Annotated in this window: 26 protein-coding genes; 17 read left to right on the top strand and 9 right to left on the bottom strand. The window is 58.3% G+C overall.

Annotated elements, in window-relative coordinates; translation table 11 throughout:
- Positions 1-7: 7 nt before the first annotated feature.
- A complete protein-coding gene (locus AC0V6Q_RS06980; protein WP_486167676.1) occupies positions 8-562 on the bottom strand; it encodes a F0F1 ATP synthase subunit delta in 555 nt (184 codons plus the stop codon).
- A 213-nt stretch (positions 563-775) separates the two neighbouring features.
- Here AC0V6Q_RS06980 and AC0V6Q_RS06975 point away from each other — a divergent pair, with 213 nt between their 5' ends.
- Positions 776-1,603, top strand: a complete 828-nt coding sequence (locus tag AC0V6Q_RS06975) for a TauD/TfdA dioxygenase family protein (protein ID WP_486167675.1) — start codon at positions 776-778, stop codon at positions 1,601-1,603.
- 62 nt (positions 1,604-1,665) lie between these two features.
- On the opposite strand, the gene AC0V6Q_RS06970 is transcribed toward AC0V6Q_RS06975, so the two are convergent.
- Complete coding sequence (locus AC0V6Q_RS06970) at positions 1,666-3,312, bottom strand: S1 family peptidase (RefSeq protein ID WP_486167674.1); 1,647 nt, start codon at positions 3,310-3,312, stop codon at positions 1,666-1,668.
- Between the two features lie 102 nt (positions 3,313-3,414).
- On the opposite strand from AC0V6Q_RS06970, the gene AC0V6Q_RS06965 reads away from it, so the two are divergent.
- The 4 genes from AC0V6Q_RS06965 to AC0V6Q_RS06950 all read left to right on the top strand — a co-directional run bounded on the left by AC0V6Q_RS06965 (position 3,415) and on the right by AC0V6Q_RS06950 (position 6,604).
- Entirely contained in the window at positions 3,415-3,816 is a 402-nt protein-coding gene (locus tag AC0V6Q_RS06965) for an SRPBCC family protein (protein WP_486167673.1), read from the top strand.
- 69 nt (positions 3,817-3,885) lie between these two features.
- On the top strand, positions 3,886-4,968 hold the full coding sequence (gene ada / locus AC0V6Q_RS06960) for a bifunctional DNA-binding transcriptional regulator/O6-methylguanine-DNA methyltransferase Ada (RefSeq protein ID WP_486167672.1): 1,083 nt from the start codon (positions 3,886-3,888) through the stop codon (positions 4,966-4,968).
- Entirely contained in the window at positions 4,965-5,711 is a 747-nt protein-coding gene (locus tag AC0V6Q_RS06955; RefSeq protein ID WP_486167671.1) for an isocitrate lyase/PEP mutase family protein, read from the top strand. The genes ada and AC0V6Q_RS06955 overlap by 4 nt, the downstream gene beginning before the upstream one ends.
- A 95-nt stretch (positions 5,712-5,806) precedes the next feature.
- On the top strand, positions 5,807-6,604 hold the full coding sequence (locus AC0V6Q_RS06950) for a thioesterase family protein (RefSeq protein ID WP_486167670.1): 798 nt from the start codon (positions 5,807-5,809) through the stop codon (positions 6,602-6,604).
- 12 nt (positions 6,605-6,616) lie between these two features.
- On the opposite strand, the gene AC0V6Q_RS06945 is transcribed toward AC0V6Q_RS06950, so the two are convergent.
- Entirely contained in the window at positions 6,617-7,006 is a 390-nt protein-coding gene (locus tag AC0V6Q_RS06945) for a hypothetical protein (protein ID WP_486167669.1), read from the bottom strand.
- A 50-nt stretch (positions 7,007-7,056) separates the two neighbouring features.
- On the opposite strand from AC0V6Q_RS06945, the gene AC0V6Q_RS06940 reads away from it, so the two are divergent.
- From AC0V6Q_RS06940 to AC0V6Q_RS06925, 4 genes are all read left to right on the top strand, one after another.
- Complete coding sequence (locus tag AC0V6Q_RS06940; protein WP_486167668.1) at positions 7,057-7,686, top strand: outer membrane protein; 630 nt, start codon at positions 7,057-7,059, stop codon at positions 7,684-7,686.
- A gap of 209 nt (positions 7,687-7,895) precedes the next feature.
- Complete coding sequence (locus AC0V6Q_RS06935; protein ID WP_486167667.1) at positions 7,896-8,204, top strand: lipoprotein; 309 nt, start codon at positions 7,896-7,898, stop codon at positions 8,202-8,204.
- Positions 8,205-8,374: 170 nt separating this feature from the next.
- Positions 8,375-8,923 (top strand): hypothetical protein, encoded by a 549-nt coding sequence (locus AC0V6Q_RS06930; protein WP_486167666.1) that lies wholly within the window; start codon positions 8,375-8,377, stop codon positions 8,921-8,923.
- Positions 8,923-9,141, top strand: coding sequence for a helix-turn-helix domain-containing protein (locus AC0V6Q_RS06925; protein ID WP_486167665.1), 219 nt, complete (start codon positions 8,923-8,925; stop codon positions 9,139-9,141). Before AC0V6Q_RS06930 ends, AC0V6Q_RS06925 begins: the two co-directional genes overlap by 1 nt.
- Here AC0V6Q_RS06925 and AC0V6Q_RS06920 read toward each other — a convergent pair whose 3' ends face one another.
- Together AC0V6Q_RS06920 and AC0V6Q_RS06915 are read right to left on the bottom strand one after the other, a co-directional pair.
- Positions 9,142-9,927, bottom strand: a complete 786-nt coding sequence (locus tag AC0V6Q_RS06920; protein WP_486167664.1) for an SDR family NAD(P)-dependent oxidoreductase — start codon at positions 9,925-9,927, stop codon at positions 9,142-9,144.
- Positions 9,928-9,940: 13 nt separating this feature from the next.
- Positions 9,941-10,573: a glutathione S-transferase family protein gene (locus AC0V6Q_RS06915; RefSeq protein ID WP_486167663.1), complete on the bottom strand. Its 633-nt coding sequence runs from the start codon at positions 10,571-10,573 to the stop codon at positions 9,941-9,943.
- 125 nt (positions 10,574-10,698) lie between these two features.
- Here AC0V6Q_RS06915 and AC0V6Q_RS06910 point away from each other — a divergent pair, with 125 nt between their 5' ends.
- Both AC0V6Q_RS06910 and AC0V6Q_RS06905 read left to right on the top strand, forming a co-directional pair.
- A complete protein-coding gene (locus AC0V6Q_RS06910; protein WP_486167662.1) occupies positions 10,699-11,460 on the top strand; it encodes a siderophore-interacting protein in 762 nt (253 codons plus the stop codon).
- A gap of 42 nt (positions 11,461-11,502) precedes the next feature.
- Positions 11,503-11,883, top strand: coding sequence for a nuclear transport factor 2 family protein (locus tag AC0V6Q_RS06905; RefSeq protein ID WP_486167661.1), 381 nt, complete (start codon positions 11,503-11,505; stop codon positions 11,881-11,883).
- Positions 11,884-11,885: 2 nt separating this feature from the next.
- On the opposite strand, the gene AC0V6Q_RS06900 is transcribed toward AC0V6Q_RS06905, so the two are convergent.
- From AC0V6Q_RS06900 to AC0V6Q_RS06890, 3 genes are all read right to left on the bottom strand, one after another.
- A complete protein-coding gene (locus tag AC0V6Q_RS06900; RefSeq protein WP_486167660.1) occupies positions 11,886-13,463 on the bottom strand; it encodes a cryptochrome/photolyase family protein in 1,578 nt (525 codons plus the stop codon).
- 40 nt (positions 13,464-13,503) lie between these two features.
- A complete protein-coding gene (locus AC0V6Q_RS06895) occupies positions 13,504-14,097 on the bottom strand; it encodes a hypothetical protein (protein ID WP_486167659.1) in 594 nt (197 codons plus the stop codon).
- Positions 14,098-14,215: 118 nt separating this feature from the next.
- Entirely contained in the window at positions 14,216-16,384 is a 2,169-nt protein-coding gene (locus tag AC0V6Q_RS06890; protein WP_486167658.1) for a primosomal protein N', read from the bottom strand.
- 55 nt (positions 16,385-16,439) lie between these two features.
- On the opposite strand from AC0V6Q_RS06890, the gene AC0V6Q_RS06885 reads away from it, so the two are divergent.
- The 3 genes from AC0V6Q_RS06885 (at position 16,440) to cobT (ending at position 19,831) form a co-directional block, all read left to right on the top strand.
- Entirely contained in the window at positions 16,440-17,165 is a 726-nt protein-coding gene (locus tag AC0V6Q_RS06885; protein WP_486167657.1) for a DUF4197 domain-containing protein, read from the top strand.
- A gap of 109 nt (positions 17,166-17,274) precedes the next feature.
- On the top strand, positions 17,275-17,928 hold the full coding sequence (fsa, locus tag AC0V6Q_RS06880; protein WP_486167656.1) for a fructose-6-phosphate aldolase: 654 nt from the start codon (positions 17,275-17,277) through the stop codon (positions 17,926-17,928).
- 64 nt (positions 17,929-17,992) lie between these two features.
- Positions 17,993-19,831, top strand: coding sequence for a cobaltochelatase subunit CobT (gene cobT, locus AC0V6Q_RS06875; RefSeq protein ID WP_486167655.1), 1,839 nt, complete (start codon positions 17,993-17,995; stop codon positions 19,829-19,831).
- Between the two features lie 253 nt (positions 19,832-20,084).
- Here cobT and AC0V6Q_RS06870 read toward each other — a convergent pair whose 3' ends face one another.
- On the bottom strand, positions 20,085-21,104 hold the full coding sequence (locus AC0V6Q_RS06870) for a toll/interleukin-1 receptor domain-containing protein (RefSeq protein WP_486167654.1): 1,020 nt from the start codon (positions 21,102-21,104) through the stop codon (positions 20,085-20,087).
- Between the two features lie 99 nt (positions 21,105-21,203).
- Between AC0V6Q_RS06870 and AC0V6Q_RS06865 the strand changes: the two genes are divergently transcribed.
- The 3 genes from AC0V6Q_RS06865 (at position 21,204) to AC0V6Q_RS06855 (ending at position 24,423) form a co-directional block, all read left to right on the top strand.
- On the top strand, positions 21,204-21,866 hold the full coding sequence (locus AC0V6Q_RS06865; protein WP_486167653.1) for a nitroreductase: 663 nt from the start codon (positions 21,204-21,206) through the stop codon (positions 21,864-21,866).
- Positions 21,867-21,916: 50 nt separating this feature from the next.
- The gene (cysS, locus tag AC0V6Q_RS06860) at positions 21,917-23,365 is read left to right on the top strand and encodes a cysteine--tRNA ligase (RefSeq protein ID WP_486167652.1); all 1,449 of its coding nucleotides are present in this window, start codon (positions 21,917-21,919) and stop codon (positions 23,363-23,365) included.
- A 107-nt stretch (positions 23,366-23,472) separates the two neighbouring features.
- Positions 23,473-24,423: a D-2-hydroxyacid dehydrogenase gene (locus AC0V6Q_RS06855; protein WP_486167651.1), complete on the top strand. Its 951-nt coding sequence runs from the start codon at positions 23,473-23,475 to the stop codon at positions 24,421-24,423.
- The last annotated feature ends 67 nt before the right edge of the window (positions 24,424-24,490 follow it).

Genomic DNA, 24,490 nt, shown 5'->3' with positions numbered 1-24,490 from the left:
TAGTCCTTTAAGCCTTCATAGCTTGGGAAAGTGAATTCAAACGGGTGCGGATCGAGGCGTCGATGCGCTCTGATCCAATGGTAACGACCAGACCGCCGAGAAGATCGGGGTCCGTGTCGGCTGTAAGCATAACGGTGCGGCCCACACGTGCGGTGAGCTTGTCTTTAAGCGTCTTAATCTGGGTCTCGTCCAAAGGATGCGCGCTGGTGACAGTCGCGGAGACCTCGCCTCGCTGTGCGGCGGCAATGGCCTTGAACGCTGCGATCATAGCGGGAAGCTTGGCGAGGCGGCGGTTGCCGGCAAGCACACCCAAAAAGCTGCCGGTGAGATCCGAAAGCTTCAAATGTTTTGAAATCGCAGCAACGGCTGCCCCTTGTTCGGCCCGGGTGAGCTGCGGGTTGGTCGTAGCGGCTGTGAATTCGTCCGATTCGCCAAGCGCTGCTTTGAGCGTTTCGAGGTCGGTTTCGACAGCAGTCACGGTCCCGTTCTCGCTAGCGAGATCGAAGAGAGCCGAGGCGTAACGCCCTGCAAGGCTAGACTGAATACCGGCGGAAGTTTCCACGCGTCGTTTGTCCTCTTTGAGGCATGAGAAAAAGTGTGTCGGCTAGCGGGCTTACAAAAGGGTTCGGGAAACCCTCCTGCCGAAGTTGGCGCGCGCCTAGCAAAGGGGGTCTCGACTTGCAAGCGGCGTTGACGGGATTCTCTGGACAGGCACAGTGCTTTGAGTCAGATTGCCGTGCAAATAACGGTGAAAACACCTTAAGGGAGAGAGAAAATGAGACTCACGCCAATGGCGCCGCAATGCGGTGTCGAGGTTTCGGGCGTCGCGCTTGCCAGTTGCAGCGATGCAGAAATGGATGCGATCAAGCAGGCCATTTACGAGCATGGTGTTGCCGTGTTCCGCGATCAGGAATTTTCGCCTGAAGATCACATCAAATTTGGTCGCCGGTGGGGCGGGATCGACGTGAACAACTACTTCCCGCTGCAGGAAGAGTTCAATGAAATCGCCATCGTCAAAAAAGAGCCCGATCAGCAGACCAATATCGGCGGGGCATGGCACACCGATCACTCCTATGACCAGATTCCGGCGATGGGCTCGGTTTTGGTGGCGCGTCACCTTCCTCCATCAGGCGGCGATACAATGTGGGCGCATATGGGTGCGGCCTACGATTCGCTGTCGGATGATCTGAAAGAGCAGATCGAAGGACTTGAGGCCTATCACACCGCCGACCATGTCTATGAAGAAGGCGGCCTTTATGCCCAGACCGATATGGGTGAGCATCTGCGCGGGCAAAACCTCAAAACGGGCGCTATTCACCCTGTGGTGATCCGTCACCCCCACACCGGGCGCAAGATGCTGTATGTAAATAGCGGCTTCACGATCCATTTCGTTGGTCAGACCCGTGAGGAAAGCCTGCCGCTTTTGAACAAGCTTCTGGATGCAGCACTAACCGAGACAAACCAGTGCCGTTTGCAGTGGAAGCCGGGAACAATCGCGATCTGGGACAACCGCACGACGTGGCACAATGCGATGAACGACTACCAAGGTCACTACCGCGAGATGCACCGGATTACGTTGTCGGGTGAGGCGTTGGCGGCGTAGTCGGCAAGCAATCTGACGAGACTGACGGACCGCCTCGGCGGTCCGTTTTCGTTTTTGCCCCGCTATTCTCCGGTCCCAAACTCTTCATCGAAGGCAGCACCCAGCGCGCCGCCGATGCCGCCTGCTTTCTTGCTCTCGCACGAATAGACCAGCCGTTCATTGGGGCGGTCCGGCAGCATCGCAATGAGGGCGGCTTGCTGTTCACCCAGAACGCGCGCTGCATCGGTCACACCGCAGGCGGGCGGGGTGTACTCACCGCGCACGGCACGGGCGGCTTCCATATCCTTTTGGCTCAAAAGATAGCGGTCTGTGCGATAGGTGCGCGTTTCGGGATCGTAGCGGCTGACCGAAACGGCCGCCTCGCTCGACGGCACAAGAACGCGGGTCCATTCCCCATTGATCATGCCATATTGGGTGCGCTCGTTGACACAGCCGTTTGCAGCCCAGTCAAACTCGACATCATCCGTTCGCGAACCGGTTACCCGGCTGCGTTCCGGGACCAGAGTGCAGATAAGAGTGCCATCGCCCGCAAGATCGCCGTCAGAATTTTCTGTACCCGTATCAGGGTCCTCGACCTCGCCCATAAGGACCGCCACGCGCTCTTCGATATCGCCATAGCTTGGCCGCGTAATCCACACGAGAGCCGCGCCGATAATTGCCGCGCCAGCGACGCCTGCCGCGATCATGGCGCGCTGTTGGTTCTCCGGCTTCTCAGCCATTGAGGCACGCAATTGGCCCGCTGTGTAGCCTGCACCAATCGCGACAAGCAGAAGCACCATAGCCAAGGCCATTGCGTTGTCGCGTGCATCGAGGATTTCGATCTGCGCCTGCAATTGTGCGGCTGCGCGTTTTTCCCGAAGCTCTTCGGCACGCGCCTCGACCCGTGCTGCGGCTTCTGCGCGTTGTTGATCAAACCGGGCACGCTCTGCTGCGTTGAGGTCGTCAATCGACGTACAGGGAAGCGCATTGACCGAAGGCTCCACCCCGTTTTCGCGCAGGAAGGGGAGCAATTCGCGCAAGGATACAGCGAAATAGAACTCTGCATCCGATCCGTTAGAATCCGCACCAAAACTGTTTACGCCCAAAACGCGGCCACACCCGTCCAGCAGCGGTCCGCCCGAATTGCCGCGCGCAATCGGCGCTGTGTGCAGGATCGTGTCGAACTGCCGGCTGGGCCGTTCGCCGGACAGGAACCCGCGCGATTTCACCGGAGGCTGCGCACGGAAGATATCGCGGATCTCGAGTCCTTGCGCGAGGTCCACATTCATCGGGTAACCGACAGCGGAAACCTCGCCCATGCTCATGCTTTCATCCACGCCCCCCGCAAGCGTCAGCGGCGGCAAGCGCAGATTGCCATCGGTAATCCGAAGCAGCGCCAAATCGTTGCGCGGTGACACCGCCACAGGGGTTGCAAAGGTTCCTGCCCCATCTGTTCCTGGCCCTTCGCTGGGCACAATGCCGATCTTCAGAGTGTCATCGACCAGCGCCTCGCGGATGACGTGGGCGTTGGTGACGATCATGCGCGGACCCACCGCAAAACCGCTGCCATGGGTGACAGGCGCCGCATCCTCGCCGCTGTTATCGATGAGAACAACGCGCACCACACCGCGCGCGGCGGCATCGATGTCACCGGGATCAGCGTTTACCGATTGAAGCGGGACAAGAAGCGCAAGAAATGCGGCGCAAAGATATCGGAACACTGTATTCATGGACTTTCGGGGTTGGTGGCAAGACGCGCTTGGCGGCGAGCAGGTGATCGAATAGGCTACTGCCCTAGCGGACAATGAAATGATGGGCCAGAGGCGAGAAATATGGCAAGAATTATCGAAACGGTGGAGATCAATCGCAACCGTAATGACACGTGGGCGGCGGTCGGGGATATCGGCGGACTTGAGACCAGCGTTCCACAATTGGTCGCCCGCTGCGAGTATGATCCCGTAAAGAATGTCCGCACCGTTACGTTTACAAATGACGTCACTCTGGTCGAGCCCATCATTGCACATGACGACGCAGCGATGCTGATCGCATGGACCGCGCAAGGGGGAAGCTGGGACCATCATAACGCCTCCATGCAAGTTCTGGGCGGTGATGGCGCAAGCTGCCAGGTGCAATGGATCGCCGATGTCCTGCCAGATAGCGAAGAGGACACTATTCGCGGGATTGTTCAGGCGGGCTTGGGCGCACTCAAGGAAACGCTCGAACAAGGTGTCTGATCGAACCCGGCAACATTGGGCGCAAGCTTCGGGAAGCCGCCGCCAGGCGGCAGGTGCATGACAGGCAGCATGACAAAGACGAACGACCTTACCGATGATGAACGCTGGCAAATCGCGCTTGCCAAGGACCGCCGCTATGACGGCGCGTTTGTGACAGGTGTGCATTCCACCGGCATTTATTGCCGCCCATCATGTCCGGCGCGTGCGCCGCTGCGCAAGAACGTAAAGTTCTATGCGAACGCGGCGGATGCAGAAGCTGCCGGTCTTCGCGCCTGCAAACGGTGTTCGCCCAACACTCAAAGCGCCGAAGAGGCCTGTGTTCTGGCAGCCATTGCCGCGATCAGCAGTGCCGTGACCGATGGCAAGGGCGCGATGACGCTCGACCAGCTTTCTGACCTCACCGGATATTCGCCAACCCATTTTCAACGCCTCTTCAAACGCACCGTCGGCTTGTCGCCTTCGGCATTCGCGCGCGCCCTTCGCGAAGAACGCGTTCGCGGGGCGTTGGAAAGCGGGGCAAGCGTCACTCAGGCGCTTTATGATGCAGGGTACAGCGCGCCATCGCGCTTTTACGCCGGGACAAAAGGACGATTGGGAATGCAGGCCAGCGACTGGACCAATGGAGGCGAGGGACGCCGTGTGCATTGGAGCGTGATCGACACATCCCTTGGAGCCATGTTGGTGGCGGCGACCGAAAAAGGCGTGTGCTGCCTATCATTCAACGAAGGCGAAGCGCAATTGCGCGAGCGTTTTCCCAAAGCGGAGATCATCGAAGCAGGCGACGAATTCAAAGCCTTGTTTGATTCCGTCGTTGCGGCGGTTGAGGAGCCTGGATCGGATCACTCGCACATCCCTCTCGACGTCAAAGGCACCGCCTTTCAACAACGCTGCTGGGATGCCTTGCGCAAAATCCCTGCGGGCGAGACGAGGAGTTACGGAGAACAAGCGGCCATGCTGGGCAATCCGAAGGCCAGCCGCGCTGTCGGAAGCGCCAATGGCGCGAACAACATCGCTGTCCTGATCCCGTGCCACAGGGTGGTCCCCGCAAGCGGCGGCGTGGGCGGGTATGCCTACGGGCCGCAGATAAAGGCCGAGTTGCTCAAGCGAGAGATGCAGGCTGACACAGAGGCGCAAGAGGAGCTTTTCCAATGACACTTGAACACTTCAGTAAGCTTCATCACGCCGATGCGCCGCTTGTCCTGTACAATGTATGGGATGCCGGAAGTGCTGTGGCCGTGGCGAAAGCAGGCGCAAAGGCCATCTCTACAGGCAGCGCCTCTCTTGCAGGAGCGCAAGGGTATGACGACGGCGAGGATATTCCTCTAGAGGCGCTGCTCACCACCACGCAGCAGATTGCGGGCGCGATCGAACTGCCCTTGTCCGTCGATTTCGAGGCTGGCTTTGCCAACACTGCGCAAGGCGTCAAAGACAATGCCGTTGCTCTCAAAAGCGCGGGCGCTGTGGGTTGCAACTTCGAGGATCGCGTTATCGGGGGCGAGGGGCTGGTCGAGATAACCGAGCAGTCCGCCCGAATTGCCGCGATTGCGCAAGCAGGTCTGTTCGTTAACGCGCGCACTGACACTTTCCTCGGCCCATTAATGGCAGGCAAGGACCCGAACCAAACCGACCTTGTCGAAGCAGCGATCGAACGGGGCAGGGCTTATCACGCGGCAGGGGCAGGATGCTTTTTCATTCCTGGCCTCAGCAATGCCGAGATGATCGGCAAGGTTGTCGAAGCGCTTGATCTACCAGTCAATGTGATGCGCTTGCCGGGCATGGTCAGCAACGCTGAGCTCGCGAAACTCGGCGTCGCCCGCATCAGCTATGGCCCTGGCAGTTGGCGCGAAGCCATGGCAGGCGTTGAAGCAGCGGCAAGAGAGGCTTTTGCCTTGTAACACTGCAACTTTCTGCGCGCTTTCAGGAACAAAAATGAACTCATGCGTTCACTATTCTAAATACAGCCAGAGCGCCTGGAAAGTGAGCCTTATCAATGACCCAATTCGCGTTAGATCAAGCGACGCAGATCAGCAACGTAAGCGACACTCGGGTGCGTTCGGCTGGCGGCGAAATGTACTGGAATTTTCAATCAGCCTTTGGGGGCTGGGCGCTTGCCTTGGGGTATTCAGCCATTCAGCAAGCGGCACCGCAAACCGGCATGCTGGCAAGCACCACGGCCTCGTTTCTAAAGCCGCTTCCCGAGGCAGCAATTGACATTGATGTCCGCACTTTACGGGCGGGCAAGCGCACCTCTTTCCTTCGGACAGAGTTCACGAGCGGGGACGCTCCAGGAGAGCCGCTCTTCACCGCGAACTATGTATTCTCTGACATGAAGGAAAAGGCGCTCGATTATGCCTGCGATTTTCCCGAGGCAAAACTCCCCGAAAACTCGGAAGCGCTCCCCAATTCTCCCGGCCCAAGGTTCCTGAGCCGTTATGAGCAGAGGGTTGCTTTAGGTAAGCCTTTTTCCAAGCAGGAGCGCCCGCATTCGGCCCTGTGGGTGAGAGATGTGGAGGATCGGCCTTGGGACGCAAAGGCGCTTCTCGCTGTGTCGGATACACCAATGCCGCGTACCTTTTTCCTCGACAGCACCCCGCGCTTTGGCGCGACGGTGCAATACGATCTGCATATCTTCTGCACCCAGGAAGATATGGACAAGGTCGGCAGCGACTTTCTGTTGATCGAAGCCACTGCCGACCGGGTGTTCAACAGCCGCTTCTCCCAGACAACCCGCATTTGGTCGCCTGCCCGCAAGCTGCTGGCGATATCCAACCAGATCGCGTTTTATTGATTTCCCGCTTTATCAGGCGTTCTTGATCGTCAGGCCGCCATGAGCGGGAATTGCCGCGGCGGTAAGAAGGCTTGCGGCTGGAAGCACGGGCGATGGCTTTATCGTAGCAACATATTGGAAAATCCTGGCGCTGATCCCTTTGCGGATGGGGCCAGGTGAGATGTCTCGAATGCTAGTGCCTTGAATTTTCGATAAATTACCAATCCACACTATAATTTTATTGTCGGACAATAATAATTCATTGTAAATTAATGTCGGCGATCCTAGTTCTGCCCCTGCAATCACGCTTGGAGGCATAAGAAGCGATAACTCAATAGCTCTGGACTGAACGGTGCCCTCGTCGAGGGTTCGGTTCGGCTCAAACCCCGACTTTTCTCCAAAACTTGTGAGTTCAACGCGCATCGATTTGCGCGGCGGATTTTTGCGCTCAATTCAGATTTAAGGAATAACAAATGACACTTTTCAATCGCCCCCTTCTTCTGGCCTTCGCATCGTGCGTTGCCATCGCATCGCCGGGGGTCGCCGCAGCACAAAGCTCAGATGACCTTTTCACGGGTGTGAGCGTCGGTATCCAGGGCGGGTACGAACGCCAAAGTATCGATGAACCCGTTCTGGAGGGCGCCAACGCTGTTACCCTCGATGCAAAAGAGGATGGCTTCATCTATGGCGGATACGCGGGCTACGACCTTCAGATGAGCAATTTCGTCGTCGGGGTCGAGGCAGGTTTCAGCCCGAACGGCAATACCATCCGCGATGATATTCCAACCGGCGGAACAGCAGAACTGAACCCCAAATGGTCTGCAAACGCATCTGCCCGTGCAGGTATGGTTCTTGCGGACCGTGTGCTTGTCTATGGCCGCGTGGGATACAACCGCACACGCTACTCGGTCAGCTCTTTCGCCAATGGCAGTGACACCCCGATAGCCACAGCAACGCAGAACGCGGACGGATTGATGTTTGGCGGCGGCGCGGAATTCGCGTTCAACGAAAACGCCGCATTGCGCGTCGAGTATCGCCGCAACAACCTCGACGGCACCTTGCAATCCAATCAAGTCATGGCTGGCGCGACCTTGCGTTTCTAGCCGAACAGTTGCTGCTGAGCGGGTCATCCCCATGCCCATATCGACCCGTTCAGCAGCAAACCCGACTGCAACAAATGAGGCGCTGAATGAGAGAACTCGTCGTCGCGGGACTGATTGTCCTGATGCTAAATTTCATCGCCTTCACCGCAACATTCATCTGGACAGCTTCGGGCGGTTTTGCCGGCTGATCCGGACTATGGAGAAGAACAATGAAGAGAATTCTTAGCGCGCTGCCGATTGCGGTGCTCCTTACTGGCTGTGTCAGCCTCAGTGACCGGCAAATGGCCCGGTTTGATGCCATGTCATGCGCCCAGCTTGCCGTTGCCTTCGAATATGAAGAAGAGGGTGCGCAAGAGGCCGGGACCAGCGCATTGTTGAACAATCTGGAAAGCCTTTCAAGCAAGGGCGGGTCATCGACCAGATCCGATCTGGATGCGCTTACCGATAACCTTGATGAGGACGAACACCGCGCGGCCAAGGATTACATTCGCGACCGCCAAGACTATCTGGGTTGTTAGAGCATGTGACACGGCCGGTGGGCGTAATGCTCACCCGGCACACTGCAGATAACGGGACGATATGTCCGGAGCGGTCCAGAGCAGGACCTGCATCCGGCATGTTGGTAGTGGATTTCAAAAATGGAAAACGAACTGTATGGATGAAGCCGAACTTCGTGAGATCAAGTGATATGGAAAACGAACGGGGCCTGCAAAGCCGCCTGTTGTACCGGGTGTTGAGGGTGCTTGCCTGCACGATGACGTTGGTTGCTGGCCTGCTGATAACCGTTGCTTGTATCGCGGCATTGACGGGCGATGCGGGAATGTTGATTGAGTTTATCGACGACGAGGCTTCATCGCTTGAGTTGAACATACCCACAATTGTCGCGATCATTGTGACCAATATGCTTGCGGTCACCTCGCTTGGAATGCTGTTCTTTTCACTCAACCGGTTCCTCGGATATGCAGAGCAAGGTGAGTTGCTGATAGACCCGGCTCGCAACGCGTTAAAACGGCTCGGGGTGGCTATGATCCTGCTCTATTCGACGACCCGCTTTGTTGCCTTTGTTATTCCGCTGCTCGGAATTCCTGGCTTCTGGGCCGAGAACAAGTTCATTATCCCCTTTACCTTCTTTGACCTCGATTTCCTGTTTCTACTGGTCGGAGTGGTCCTTCTCGCATTGGGGCAGGCATTGCGGGAAGGGCAAGTCGCCAAGGAAGAGACAAAGCAATATATTTGATGGCTATCGAAGTTACCCTCGACATCATGCTAGCCACGCGCAAGGTGAAATCGAAAGACCTTGCCGCTTACGTTGGCATCACCGATGCGAACCTGTCGCTCTTGAAATCGGGCAAGGTCAAAGGGGTCAAGTTCGAAACCCTTTCCAAAATTTGCGACTATCTCGAGTGCGAGGCGGGCGACATTCTGCGCTATGTTCCGGACGAGCCGGAAAGCTAATCAGGCGTTCTTGATCGTCAGCCCGCCATCGACCGGAATTGCAACGCCGGTCAGGAAGCTCGCCGCCGGAAGCACCAGCGATAGCGTCATATTCGCGACCTCTTCAGGAATGCCATATCGGCGAAGCGGCACGCGGCGTTTCGCATAGATTTCCTTGTGCTCGTCGGGAATGCCTTCGGTAATGCCGGTGCGGATGGGGCCAGGACAGATGCAATTGACGGTAATCCCGTCTCTTCCAAGATCCACCGCGAGCCCTCTTGTAAGCCCGATCACCCCGTGCTTCGCCGCGACATAGGGCGAATTGCCGGGTGTTGCGCCTAGTCCCTCGGTCGAGGCAATGTTGACGATGCGCGGGCAATCACTTTTGCGAAGATGCGGCATGGCGGCGCGGATCGTCTTCTGATGCGCGGTCAGCATAGCGGCTATGCTTGCATCCCAGATACCGGGGTAACTCTCATCCTCAATCGGCGCGTGGCGCGCAAAGCCGGCATTGTTGACGATAATATCCAGCCCGCCGAACTCATTAGCGATTGCGGAAACGCCAGAATTGATCGCCGCCTCATCGCTGACATCAATGGCAAGGGGAAACGCGCGGCCCGCATAGCCGGCGTCGTTAATCTCATTCGCCACCGCGTCGCATTTGGCCTGATCAAGGTCAGTGACCGCAACGTGTGCCCCTTCAGAAGCAAACAGATGCGCCGTCGCCCGGCCCATGCCGCTCGCAGCGCCTGTGATGATGGCCTTATGCCCTGCGATAGAGCGGCTGAGGGGTTTGTAGGGTTCCATTTGTGCGCGCTCCTTAATCCAGCTTCGGCGGAAAGCCGGGTTCTGCTTTGGCCATCGCTGCCTGATAGGCTGGGCGTGCGCCGATGCGTTGCAAATAGGCTTGCAAATTCGGCATGCGCTCAATGCTCATATCGTTGAACGCGCGCGCTGTGGTTAGGGAGAAGCCGAGCATGATGTCGGCGGTGGAAAAATTCGCGCCGCCGAAGTAGTCCGCTTCGCCCAAAGCCTTCTCGATATGCGCCCATGCATTGGTGATGCGTTTCGCAAGGGGAGGGGGCATTTCGGCTCCCACAGCGTTCACCGCAATGCTCATCATCCCATTGGTCATGAGCGTCGCATTGGCGAAGTGATACCAATAAAGATGCTGCGCAAAATTGGGGCTGTCGGGACCGGGGACCAGATCGGTATCGGGTGCATATTTGCCAACGATGTAGTCCATAATCGCGCCGCTTTCGCCAAGAACAAGGTCGCCATCGGTGATGACCGGCGCAATTTCCATCGGGTGGAGTGCTTTTAATTCCGGCGGTGCCAGACGCGTTTCCGAATCGCGGTTGTACAGTTTCAAATCATACTCGACGCCCAACTCCTCACACAGCCAGACAATGCGTTCGGATTGCGAAATGCGAAGGTGGTGGATGGTGAGCATGGGTGAGTTTCCTTTTGACGATTTGGCCGTCTGCTTGCGCGATGGGGCTATTGATGTCGAGACTAATTGTCGCCCTTTTTGTTTGTGCGCATTGATTTGCGAATTATTCGCATTAAGTGTGGCGCATGGCTCAAGCTTTCTACGATCTCACCGTCGCCGCCTCAAAGCGCGTTTCGCCGTCGATGCATCAAATCACCCTCGCTGGCGAAGCCTTGCGCGATTTTCCGCCAGCGCAGGACGGAGGCTATTTCAAGCTGATCTTGGAACCCGGCAGTGAGGGCAGAAAAGCGCTCATGCGAACCTGCACCATTCGGCGTCAGCGCGAGACAGAGATCGACGTGCTGTTTGCGCTGCACGGGGGTCACGCGGCGGGACCTGCGACCAGCTGGGCCTTGGATGCCAAGGTGGGCGATCCAATGACCATTCGCGGCCCCGGTTCTGCCAAGCCATCGCCAGAGGCTTGCGACTTTCACCTTATCGCAGGAGACATGTCGGCTCTGCCCGCGATCAGCGCCAATCTTGAGGCCATGCCGCGCGATGCGGTGGGTGTGGCTGTGCTCGAAGTGCAGCATGAGGAAGATGCGGTGGCGATTGATGCGCCCGATGGTGTGGAGCTGCGCTGGGTGGTGAACTCGGAGCCGGGCCTTCGCCCTTCGCTGCTGGTCGATACCTTGCGCCAGATTGATCTGCCGGATGTCGAGATTGCGGGCTGGGCGGCGTGCGAGTTTGAGGGGATGAAGCTTGTGCGCGATTACTTCCGCAAAGAGATCGCTCTCGAGAAATGCAATATTTACACCTCGAGCTATTGGAAACTTGGCCTCACCGAAACGCAGCATAAAGTCGTCAAGCGCGAGGATGCCGAGCGCCAGGACGTGCCTATCCAATAGGCAGGCTTTTCAAGCGGAGCGTGGCGCGTTAGCGTTGAGGCCATGGACAACATCACCCTTTGCCGCCGGTTTTTCACCGCTCTTGAAACAAACGATTTGGCCACGGCCAAGGACCTTTGCGCCGACACATTTTCGGGCAGCCAGAACGGCGGGCCTGCGATGAACCGCGACACCTTGATGCAGTTTACCGGCGCGGTTCACACGGTGGTGCCCGATTTCCGCTATGAAAACACGGTGTGTACGGCCACCGAAAATGGCTTTGTCGAAGAGCACGATGTGTGCGGCACGCTGCCTGATGGAAGCACGTTCAAGCTGGTGCTGTGTGTTGTCGCAGATGTCGCGGATGGCAAGATCACGGCTTTGCGCGAATATGTCGATACCGCCGCTGCGGCTGGCCTGCTGAAGGCGCTGCGCCCCGGTTGAGCCTATTGCGCGTTTTCTTCATTTCTGGCCCAGCCGGGTTTGGCAGGCTCAAGACTTTCCAGAAATGCCTCGGCACTGTCGAGATAATCCTGTTTCTTGTCGTCGCCCATCCGGTCCCAGTTTGAATAAATTCGCCCGATCCGGTGATTGTTGGAAAGGCGGTCGCGGTGGCGGTCCATGAAGTGCCAGTAAAGCGGGTTGAACGGGCACGCGCCTTCGCCCGTCTTTTTGCTCACGCTGTATGAGCATCCTTTGCAGTAATCGGACATCTTGTTGATGTAATTGCCCGACGCCGCATAGGGTTTGGTCGCAAGGTTTCCGCCATCGGCGTAAAGGATCATGCCAGAAACATTGGGAAGCTCCACCCATTCATAGGCATCGGCATAAACGGCCAGATACCAGTCCTGCACATCCTTGGGATTGATGCCAGCAAGCAGGCAGAAGTTACCGAGCACCATCAGCCGCTGGATATGATGGGCGTGCGCGTTATTGTGGGTTGAACGGATGCAGTCGGACAGGCATCGCATATCGGTCTCGCCGGTCCAGAAAAACTTGGGCAAAGGCCGATTGGCATCCATTTCATTATCATCGGCAAGCCCCGGCATATGCAGCCAGTAAAACCCGCGGATATATTCGCGCCAGCCGATAATCTGCCGGATGAAACCTTCAACCGAATTGATCGGTGCGCGGCCCTCTTCATAAGCCTTCTCGGCGCGCTCGCACAGTTTGAGCGGGTCGAGCAGACCGCAATTGATACTGGTCGAAAGCATCGAGTGATAGAGGTCGTCGGACCCGTGAACCATGGCGTCCTGATAGGGGCCAAATTTCTCGATCCGTTCAGCGAAAAAGGCATCTGCGGCCTTTTCGGCTTCATCGGCGGTAACGGGCCATTCAAAACTGTCCAGATTGCCGAAATGGCTGCCAAAGCGGTCCTCGACCAATTCCATCACTTCGCGGGTGATGTCGTCGGGCTCAAACTTTGGAACAGGAGGCGGGTTTAGCTGTTTGTCCGGCGCCTCGCGGTTGTCCTTGTCGTAATTCCAATCACCGCCCTCGGGCTTGCCGTCGTCGCGCATCAATATGCCGGTTTTCTTGCGCATTTCGCGATAAAAATGCTCCATCGTCAGGTGCTTTCGCCCCTCGGCCCAATCGCGAAACTCCTGATGCGAGCAGAGGAAGCGGCTGTCGGGCAGGATTTCGACATCACAGGCGAATTTGTCGTGCCATTCTTCGATCTGCTGCTGAACCCGCCACTCGCTGGCTTCGACTATGCGGATTGCTTGCGGGTCATGGCGCTCGATCGCGCGGGCGACTTCGCCGGTGAAGCTGCCTGCATTGTCTGCATCGTCAAGTTTGACGTAATCGACCTGCCATCCGGCATCGCGCAATTCGTTGGCGAAGTGGCGCATCGCGGAGAAGATCAGCGTGATCTTCTGCTTGTGGTGACGCACGTAAGTCGCCTCGTCCCAGACCTCCATCATCAAGACGACGCTATCGTCCTTTGTGGCCCCCATTAACGAGGGAAGGGTGCGGGTGAGCTGGTCACCAAGAACGGGAATAAGAGTGCGGCATGAAGTCATGTGCACGCTAACGCGCAAGAGACCAAAAAGTGCCGCGGAATTAGCGCGCGCCGGGTGTTGTTCCGGGTGCGGGTCGAAGATCGCGCGCGACCGTCACGCCTTGGGGCGCAGGTTCATTGCCGAATTCTGTCCTCACAAAACCGGGAGGAGGCGTGAATTTGAAGTTTCTGGTGCGAAGTCCGACAAGCTTTGAGCCTGAACAGCTTCGGCTTTGGCGCAGATGCCCGTCTTTGCGGAAGGCTTCCATGGCTTCCTCGGCTGTCTCGCGAAAATACACCTGGGGCGGTTCGTGGCCCACGGAAGTGGTGAGCCAGCGATAGGGTGTGGGCGCGCGGTCACGCACATACATCATCCACCATGATGCAAGCTCATCGCCATGCGCTGCGCGCACCACTGGCGGACCTTTGATCACGATGGGTTCAATTGTGCTGACCTTATAACGATAGGTGTCGCAGCCTGCCGGACCCACGGCCTGATGGACCGCGATCATCACATACCACGTCTTGGGCTTGTCGCTTTCCAGCTCTTCCCATGTCCATCCGCCACCCTCTTCAGACGGCGTCGCTTGCGCAAAAGCAGGCGCACCTGTTGCGGCAAGGGAAAGGGCAATTGCGGGTGCAGCGAACTTGATCATCCTATCTCTCTGGCAAGCTGTTATGAACATTCATCCACGCGGGATGCCAGAAGAGGGTGAGGATTGACTTAATTCGGGAGCGGATTTTTTGGGGTGCGGTATTTGAGAGTAAGGCCCATCATACAAAGCTGTACGGATCGATATCGACGCCAACCCGCACGCCGGGGGGAAATTCCTGTGCGTCAAGCCAATCGCGAAGGGTGCCTTGCAAATTGGCCGTCCGCCGCGCGTTGATGAGGAAGCGGTAGCGATAGCGGTTGCGCAGCAGCGCCATCGGCGCGGGCGCTGGCCCTAATATCATGACATCGTCCAGTTGCGGTCGCGCATGGCCCAGCCGCGTGGCAACATCGCGCACTTCGCGTTCGTCCTCGCTCGACAGGATGATCGCAGCCCACCTGCCAAATGGCGGGGCACCGGCCTCGCGTCGGGCCTCGGTTTCCGCTTCGTAAAACCCGTCGCGGTCGCCATCTGCCAACGCGGCGATAACGGTGGCTTCTGGGTGGCGGGTCTGGATCAAGACTTCGCCCGGTTTCGAGCCCCGGCCTGCGCGCCCTGCGACCTGCGCGACCTGCTGATACGTGCGTTCGGCCGCACGCAAATCCCCGCCTTCAAGGCCAAGGTCTGCGTCAACCACCCCGACGAGGGTAAGCTCGGGGAAGTGGAAACCCTTGGTCACAAGCTGCGTGCCCACGATCACGTCAATCGCGCGTGCCTCGGCCTTGGCGATGAATTCGGCGGCGCGTTCGGGCGATCCCAGGGTGTCGGATGTGGCCACTTCGACGCGGGCATCGGGGAAAAGCTCTGCGACCTCATCCGCGATGCGTTCAACGCCGGGACCGCAGGCGACAAGGCAATCAGCTTCTCCGCATTCAGGGCAGCTCTCGGGCACTGGTCCCTCCAGCCCGCAGTGGTGGCAGGAGAGGCGGCGGGACAAGCGGTGTTCGACCAGCCACGCGCTGCAATTGGGGCATTGAAACCGGTGCCCGCAATTGCGGCACAGCGTCAGCGGAGCATATCCGCGCCGATTCAGAAACAGCAGCGATTGTTCGCCAGCACCAAGCCGCGCCTCCAACCCTTCGACCAAGGGCTGAGCCAGCCAGCGGCCTGCACCCGGTTTGTGAAGCGTCAAGTCTATCAGCTTGATTTCTGGGAGTTCAGCGCCGCCAAACCGGCTGGGAAGTTGCAGCTTTGTGTAAGTCCCGCTGTTCGCCATATGCAGGCTTTCCAATGCAGGGGTGGCGCTGGCGAGGACCACGGGGATTTCCTCAAACCGCGCTCGCATGACGGACACATCGCGCGCATTATACCGCACGCCGTCATCCTGTTTGAAACTGATCTCGTGCGCTTCATCGACCACGATCAGGCCAAGGTTGGCATAGGGCAGGAACAATGCCGAGCGCGCGCCGACGATCACCTGAGCGCTGCCCTCGCTGATCGCCCGCCATGCTCGCCTGCGCTCGGTCGATTTGAGGGAGGAGTGCCATTGCACAGGCGCTGCACCAAAGCGTTGTTCGAACCGGGTGAGGAAGTTTTCGGTGAGCGCAATTTCAGGAAGCAGGACAAGCACTTGGCGGCCCATCCTCAGAGCCTGCGCCACGGGTTCGAAATATGTCTCCGTCTTGCCTGACCCTGTGACCCCGTCGAGAAGGAATGGCTCAAACGCCCGTTTTTCAACCGCTTGCACCAAAGTCTTGGCAACCCGCATTTGATCGTCCGACAAGGTGGGCTGATGAAAATCCGGAGCCGCCGGGGGATATGGCCGGTCAATCGCGACGGTGACAGGTTCAATCACCCCCTGGTTGACAAGGCCGCGCAGAACCCCGGTGGAAACCCCTGAAATATCGGCCAATTCGCGCAATATACCCTGCTCGCCCTGAAGCAGGTCAATCGCTGCCTCGCGCTGAGGGGTCATGCGTTCGGGGACGGCCCCTTCGACCAGCCGGTATTCGGTTGTTGTGGACGGCCCGCCCAGCGCGCCTCCGCTTGACAGAACCATGCGCGCAACGCTGGCCAAGGGCGCGCAGTAATAGTCCGCTGTCCATTCGATCAGGCGGCGCAAGGGGGCGGAAATCGGCGGCACAGGGACCACTTCGCGTAATGCCCGCAGCTTTGATGCATCCACCTCTGCGCCCGGCAATCGCCCTTCGTCCCAGACGACGCCCGTAACCGTACGCGGGCCCAAAGGCGCAACCACCACGCTTCCTGCTTCCACAGACATTGCGTCCGCCAGCTTGTAATCAAGCGGCCCGAGTGCTGCATTAAGGACGAGAAGGCGAACGCGGTTCATTTGTGTTAGAAATACGCACGCGCTCAAAGATATACCAGCCGCAGGAGAGGCAGATATGCACAAGTCACCCGCTAACCCATCGTCCGTTGTTTCATCACAAGGTCATTCGCTCCCACGACGACAAGTGCTTGGGGGAGGGCTCGCGCTTTCCGCCACCCTCGCTTTGCCCGCGTGTGCGAGTGTTCCCGGCCTGAACCTTACCGAAGCGGTGCGCCGATTGCTTTTGGTCGCGAGCGACAACGCCTTTGCCCGCCTGACCGCACAGGGCGGCTTTTGGGACAATGAGGTCGCCAAGCTTGGTCTTGGCGATATGCTGGGCTCGCGCGGCAATGTGCTGACGCGGCTTTTGACCTCGACGATTGTGAAAGACCAGTTGGAGGACGCTTTTGCAGACTTTGCCGTCGATGCATCGTTCAAGGCCGCTCCTATCGTTACAGAAGCAGTGCGCACAATCGGTTTTGCCAATGCGGTGGAGTTGGTGCGCGGCGGGCCCAAAGCGGCGACGTCAGCTTTACGCGGAGAGCTAGGCGGGCGATTGATCGATCAAATGGTGCCCGAGTTGGGCGATGCCTTACGGATAGCTTCCAACCCGGCCGTGGCCCAGTTGCTCCAGGAAGTAAGCGGCGCTGACATTAGCGGGATTGCGCAAGGGTTTGCGGGCAATATCGATGACGCGATCTGGACCGAGATCGGCAATGAAGAAGCGATTATCCGCTCCAACCCGCGCGCGACCAATGACCCGCTTCTTATCGGCGTGTTTGGCCTTGGCTCAGCGCTTTAGCATTTGCGAATTCCACCGGTTCTCACCAGCGCACAAACCCCGCCTGGTTGCGAATCCTGCCCGAGATTGGCAGTCACTTTGACGAACACGCATTGAAAGGCCGCGCCCCATGAAATTCTTCGCCGACACAGCAGAAATCGAACCGATCAAAGAGCTTGCCGCAACGGGCCTTTTGGATGGTGTCACAACCAATCCGTCGCTGATCCACAAGTCGGGCCGCGACTTTATGGAAGTAACCAAGGAAATCTGCGCAATCGTGGATGGTCCCGTCAGCGCCGAGGTTGTCGCGCTCGACCACGCGACCATGATGAAAGAGGCCGAAGTCCTGCGCAAAATCGCGGACAATGTGTGCATCAAAGTGCCGCTGACGGTCGATGGTCTCAAAACCTGCAAAGCGCTTTCCGATGATGGCACTATGGTCAATGTGACGCTGTGCTTTTCGGCCAATCAGGCGCTTCTCGCAGCGAAGGCGGGCGCAACATTCATCTCGCCATTTGTGGGCCGCCACGATGACAATGGCTTTGACGGGATGGACCTTATCGAAGACATCCGCCTTATTTACGACAATTACGGTTTCGACACCGAAATCCTTGTCGCATCCGTGCGCCACGTCACCCACGTGCTGGAAAGCGCAAAGATTGGCGCAGACGTCATGACCGCGCCGCCCAAGGTTATCCTGGCGCTGTTCAACCATGTGCTGACCGACAAAGGCATCGAAGGCTTCCTCAAAGACTGGGAAGCAACAGGGCAGTCTATTGTATGATGCGCAGCGTTTGACGTTATTCGCCTTGCCGCAAGGCGTATCGAGTTGCTAACGGCAACCGGTAATGGCTGAAGAAACCCCTCTCGATCAATTTAAGCAGGCTTTGACCGGAGCATCGCGTGCGATTGCGCGCGACCCCGAGGTTGAGGTTGCGTGGAGCGCTGATGTGCCCGGTGCGTCCGGCAACCGTTTCCGTGTGCCTTTGCCGGGCCGCGATCTACCCGCAGAGCAAGTGAGCGAAGCGCGCGGCTTTGCCGACAGCTTTGCGCTGAAACTGCGCCACCACGATGCGGGGCTTCATGCGGTGAACGCGCCGCCAGAGCCTGTGGCGCGCGCGTGTTATGACGCGATCGAACAGGTGCGCTGGGAAGCGCTTGGCGCGAACCGGTTTGAGGGGATCAAGTCGAACCTCGACGATGCGACCGAAATGCGGCTCAACTCTGACGGGATTACCCGCGCGCAAAACGCCTCCGAAGTGCCTTTGCAGACCGCGCTTGCGCTTATGGTGCGTGAGGAACTGACCGGAGAGGCCATTCCCGACCGTGCGCAAACGGGGCTTAGCCTTGTGCGTGAAGCTATCGAGAAAGCGGTTGGAGGGGATATGTCCTCTCTCGCCGACAGCCTTGGCGATCAGGAAACGTTCCAAAAACTCGCGCTCGACATGCTGCGCGACCTCGACCTTACCCGCCCGACCGAGGATCAGGACCAGACCGACGAAGACGATTCTGATGAAGACGACGGTCAGGACGACGAAGATCAAGGCGACGAGCAGCAGGAAGGCGATGCCGAGCCCGATGCCGCCGATGTTGCTGGCGAAATGCAAGAGGGTGAGGCGGACGGCGACACCGAAGCCGAAATGCAGGGCGATGAGGATTTCGAAGAGGGCGAGCCGGGCGAAGACGGCGATGCCTCCAACGCGCCCACACGTCCTAACCGCCCGCAGGCAGACATTCCCGAAGGGCTCGACTACAAGGCTTTCACCGAGCGGTTCGACGAAGAAATCGCGGCGCCTGAACTGTGCGATGCGGAAGAACTCGACCGCCTGCGCGCTTATCTCGACAGCCAGCTGACGGGGCTTCAGGGCGTGGTGACACGGCTCGCCAACCGCTTGCAACGCCGCCTTATGGCACAGCAGAACCGCAGCTGGGACTTCGATCAGGAAGAGGGCGTTCTGGACGCAGCGCGCCTTTCCCGCGTGATCGTGTCGCCCGGAACGGCGCTGTCCTACAAGGTCGAGCGCGACATTGATTTCAAGGACACGATTGTGACCTTGCTGATCGACAATTCAGGCTCCATGCGCGGGAGGCCGATCAGCATTGCTGCGATCAGCGCCGATATCCTTGCGCGGACGCTGGAACGGTGCGGGGTGAAAACCGAAATCCTCGGCTTCACGACCAAGGCATGGAAAGGCGGGCAGAGCCGCGAGGCGTGGCTTGCTGATGGCAAGCCGCAAGGGCCGGGGCGTCTCAATGACCTGCGCCACATCATCTACAAGCAAGCCGACGAACCATGGCGCAGAGCGCGCCGCAATTTGGGGCTCATGATGCGCGAGGGGCTGCTGAAAGAGAACATAGATGGCGAGGCGCTTTTGTGGGCGCATTCTCGCCTAGTCTATCGCCCGGAAGAACGCCGCATTCTGATGGTGATCTCTGACGGTGCACCGGTGGACGATTCGACGCTAAGCGTGAACTCAGCTGGCTACCTCGAAGCCCACCTTCGCGGCGTGATCGACTGGATCGAGAATGTCTCACCAGTGCAATTGGTCGCGATCGGCATCGGCCATGATGTCACCCGCTACTACCGCCGCGCGGTGACGATCATGGATGTCGAGCAATTGGGCGGCACGATCATGGAGCAGCTTGCGGAACTGTTCGAGGATGAGAAGGGCGGACGAAGGCGGTGAATGTTGTGAACTATTACATGCTCATCGCAAGCGTTCTAATGGGCGCCGCCTGTTTGAAGGCAGTTGCATTTCCGCAATCGATGATTCGAGATGATGCCGAAAGCTCCACGACGCACAGCTCCTCCTGGCATACAGATCCAATAGTTCTGAGAGCAATCGGGATGATCGGATTGCCTCTATCTCTGTATGGGATTTATGCCGGCCTTGGATTTTGATCGAAGCCTAGGCCGACTGCAGCTCATCCAACTCAACGTCATCGCGCACAGAAGATTACATCCTCACCTTGCCAGCAGGCTCGATCTTGGGCGCTGCGCGTGACGGGAAAGCTCTCCATTCCAAATTCTTCGCTGTAGATTTGTAGCATGCCAACACCGTCGCCGACCACATCAAGGCCGATCTGATTGATGTCTAGCAGATAGGGGCCTTCCAGGCTCGTGGTGATGAAGTCCCCGCCTGAGCGCGCGCGGAATGCGCAGGCCCCGTCATACTCCCCCATGGGATTACCGAAATAGCAAGCGACCCTGCGTCCGCCCGATGCGCCTGTGCGCGGGGCCGCAGACAGGTTTTGGGTGGGGGCTGGCTCCGGTTCGGGCACGGCGTCGGTCGGTTCCGGCTCGGGCGCTGGAACGAAATCGGTTTCAGGCACATCAAGCTCAGCGAAATCCTGCTCAAGATCATCCTCATACTCGCCGCCAAGGGAGCCCAGCATAAAGGCACCAACTCCGACAATCGCCAGAGCCGCTATGCCAATCCCGGTAAAGAGCGGCCATTTCGACGGCGCAGTTGGTTGTGCAGCCGGCTCCGGCGGTGGAGGAGGTGGCGGTGGCGCCGGTTTTGAGGTGGCAGTGACAGCAGCGGGCGCAGCTGCACCGCCTGCATCGCGTTCTCCGCACAATTCAGTAAGGCTCGCCAGGACCTTACGCCAGCCCGTGTGGTCGTCTTCACCCTGCCAATCTCCAATGTCGGCAAACTGAATCTGGTTGAATGGCAGCGGCGGGATGATATCGCCTAGCGCTGTCTGGATAAGCTTCTTCTGGTTGCGGGCAACATCTGCCTCGGCGCGGACCCATTCGCTGGCGGCTGCCGTTTCTGACCACACAACGATCGCTGCCTTGGCGGAGCCGATCTTCTCGGTGATCACATCGCCATAGCTTTTGTGGGGCGGCAATTCTGCGTCCCACCACACGTCATACCCTGCCGCCTCGACCTTCCGGGCAAGGCGGGCCACGGCCTCCTGATCATGGCGCGAATAGGAAATGAAAACGTCTGGCACCGGTCCCCCCATGTGCGTGTTGGTGGCGATGATAGGCTTGGAAGCTTAGCCTATGCAAGCGTCTTGCTCTTGGTTGCGCGTGGCGCTAGCACCCGCTTCATGAAAGTATCAGAAGCCGTCAAATCGCGTCGCTCCATCCGCCAATTCACCAATCAGCCCGTCGAGCTTGAGAAGCTTCGCCGCGTGCTCGACACCGCACGTTGGGCGGCATCGGGCTGCAACTTTCAGCCTTGGGAAGCCGCTGTCGTCACCGGGGACTCGCTCAAAGAGCTACAGGCCAAGATCGCCAAGAACGGCCCCGAAAAGCCCGAATACGATTGGACCGCGCCCGAACAGGAAGAGGCCTACCTCTCGCGCCTTCACGCCGTGGGCGCGGGTATGTTTGGCGCGATGGGGATTGCGCGCGAGGACAAGGCTGGACGCGCTGCTGCTATGGCGCGCAATGCGACGAGCTTTGATGCGCCGGTCGTCATGTTCACATACTTCCCGCGCTTTATGAAAGAGCCGCAGTGGTCTGATACCGGCATGTGGCTGCAAACCGTCGCCCTGCTCCTTCGCGAAGAGGGCCTGGACAGCTGCTATCAGGAATTCATGGCGCTCTACGCCAACACGATCCGCGATCACCTTGGCCTCGATCACGAGCGCTATATGCTCTTTTGCGGAATGGCGATTGGCTACCGCGACCCCGACGCGCCGCTCAATAATTTTGAGCGTGAGCGCGTGCCGTTAGACGAGCATGTCACCTTCCACGGGTTTGAGTAAGCGCATCGGCCATTGACCCCGCGCGCTTTGCCCATAAAAGCGCCTCCCATATGACCGAGCTTAAACTCTTCAACTCGCTGACCCGCGAGATCGAGCCCTTTGTCCCCGTCCACGAAGGCGAGGCGCGGGTCTATTCGTGTGGGCCGACGGTCTACAATTATCAGCACATCGGCAATATGCGCGCTTATGTCTTTGCCGATACGCTTGGCCGCACGCTTCAGTATAAGGGGCTGAAACTCACTCATGTGATCAACATCACCGATGTGGGACACCTGACGTCCGATGCCGATGAGGGTGAGGACAAGATGGAGAAAATGGCGGCCACCCAAGGCAAGAGCGCTTGGGACATTGCCGCTTTTTACCAAGCCGATTTCGAGGCGGACCTTGCGCGCCTCAACATCCAGAAAAAGCACCACCCACGCGCCACCGAATATGTCGAAGAGATGATCGAGTGGGGCAAGGGCATGGCGGACAAGCACTGCTATGAGCTTGAAAGCGGCCTATATTTCGACATTTCCACCGTCGCTGACTATGGCAAACTCGCGCGCGCTGTCACCGAAGAGGGCGAGGGCCGGATCGACAAGCTAGAGGGCAAGCGCAATGCGGGCGACTTTGCGATTTGGCGCAAGACCCCCGAAGGCGAAACGCGCCAGATGGAGTGGGACAGCCCATGGGGCAAAGGCGCTCCGGGCTGGCACCTCGAATGCTCTGTCATGGGCGAAAAGCTTTTGGGTTTCCCCTTCGACATTCACACAGGCGGGATCGACCACCGCGAAATCCACCACCCCAATGAAATCGCCCAGAACCAGGCGTTCTCCTGCTGCGGGAGCGAGGGTCTAAGCGAGGCGGTGAATTCGGGCGCGAAGATCTGGATGCACAACAATTTCCTTGTTGAGCGTTCTGGCAAGATGTCGAAGTCGAGCGGAGAGTTCCTGCGGCTGCAATTGCTCGTTGACAAGGGCTTCCACCCGCTCGCCTATCGCTTGATGTGTTTGCAGGCGCATTATCGCTCCGAGTTTGAGTTCTCTTGGGAGGGGCTGGAGGCGGCGCTCACGCGATTGAAGCGCATGGTGATTGCTGCAGAGCGCCTCAAAGATACAGAAAGCCAGCCGATGGCAGAGCATCAGAAGTTTGCAGCCTCCCTTGCCAAATTCGACGAGGCGATCTCAGACGATTTGGGCACACCAGTCGCGCTAACCGCTTTGGAAGACGCGCTGGCAGTCAAAAAGGTCGCGCCTGAAATCAAGCGCGCGGTTATTGAGCATATGGATGCAGTCCTTGGGCTCAACTTGTTTGGCCTTACCCGTGAAGAGCTTCGTATTCGTCCGATTGCTGCCGAGATCACTGAGGCGGAGATCGAAGACGCGCTCGCTCGGCGCAAGGCTGCTCGCGCTGAGAAGGACTTTGTTGCCTCTGACGCGATCCGCGACGAATTGGCAGCAAAAGGCGTGGACGTGATGGACGGCGACCCGCTGGGTTGGGAGTGGAAGCTGGCTTGACACTTATCGTCGCCCCGGACTTGATCCGGGGTCCAGCTTACTTTTTAACCTGAGCCTCAAAAAGCTGGATGCCGGATCAAGTCCGGCATGGCGACAAGAGAGAAAAAATGACCAAACTCGCAATATCCGGCCTCATTCGCCCGCTTCTCGAACCCCAACTTCAAGCCAAGTATTCTGGCGACCTCGATGTCCGCTGGTTCATGACGCATGAGGAAGCCCTTGAAGCGGTAAAGGGTGCGGAAATCGGCTGGTTCGACATGAACGAGAAAGAGGCCATGGCGGCAGCGCTTCACGCGGCGACCGACCTCAAATGGCTCAATTCGATCTATGCGGGTCTCGATTTCCTTCCAATGGACGTTCTTATCGAGCGAGGGATCACGGTCACCAATGGTGTTGGCATTAACGCCATCACCATCGCCGAGTACACCGTCATGGGGATGCTCAACATTGCCAAGGGGTATCGCGAAGTCATGCGCGCACAGGAGCGCCGCGAGTGGCTCATGGATAGCCCCGGCAAGCGCGAGCTCGCTGGCTCCAAGGCGCTGCTGCTCGGCTACGGCGCGATTGGTAAACTGATCAAACCGCGGCTCGAAGCCTTCGATGTCGATGTGACCGTCGTGCGCCGTTCGGGCGGAGAAGGCGTGCTCACACCAGACCAATGGCGCGGGCAATTGGGCGAATTTGATTGGGTGATCCTCGCCGTCCCCTCAACTCCTGAAACCGAGAATATGATCGGGGCCGAAGAGCTCGCTGCAATGAAACGTGAATGCGTCCTTGTGAATATCGCGCGCGGCGAAGTGGTGGATCAGCCTGCTTTGATCGAGGCGCTCAAGTCCCGCTCTATCGAAGGCGCGTTTCTTGATGTGACGACCCCTGAACCGCTTCCATCGGACCACGAGCTGTGGACCCTCGAAAACGCCCATATCTCTATGCATCTGTCGGGCCGAGCGCAGAATATGATGTTCATCCGCAGCGCACAGCGCTTCCTTGAAAACCTCGCCAAATATCAGCGCGGAGAGCCTTTGGCTCCGATCTTTGATCCAGAACTTGGCTACTAATTGAGCCGCCCGGCTTGCAAAATGTGCATTGTGCACTTGGATTCTGACGGATTCCTGCAATACATGG

It is taken from the genome of Erythrobacter sp. S227 (genome assembly GCF_057364925.1).
Note: the sequence above shows the minus strand (reverse complement) of the source record. Positions and strands in the feature narration are given on the sequence as shown.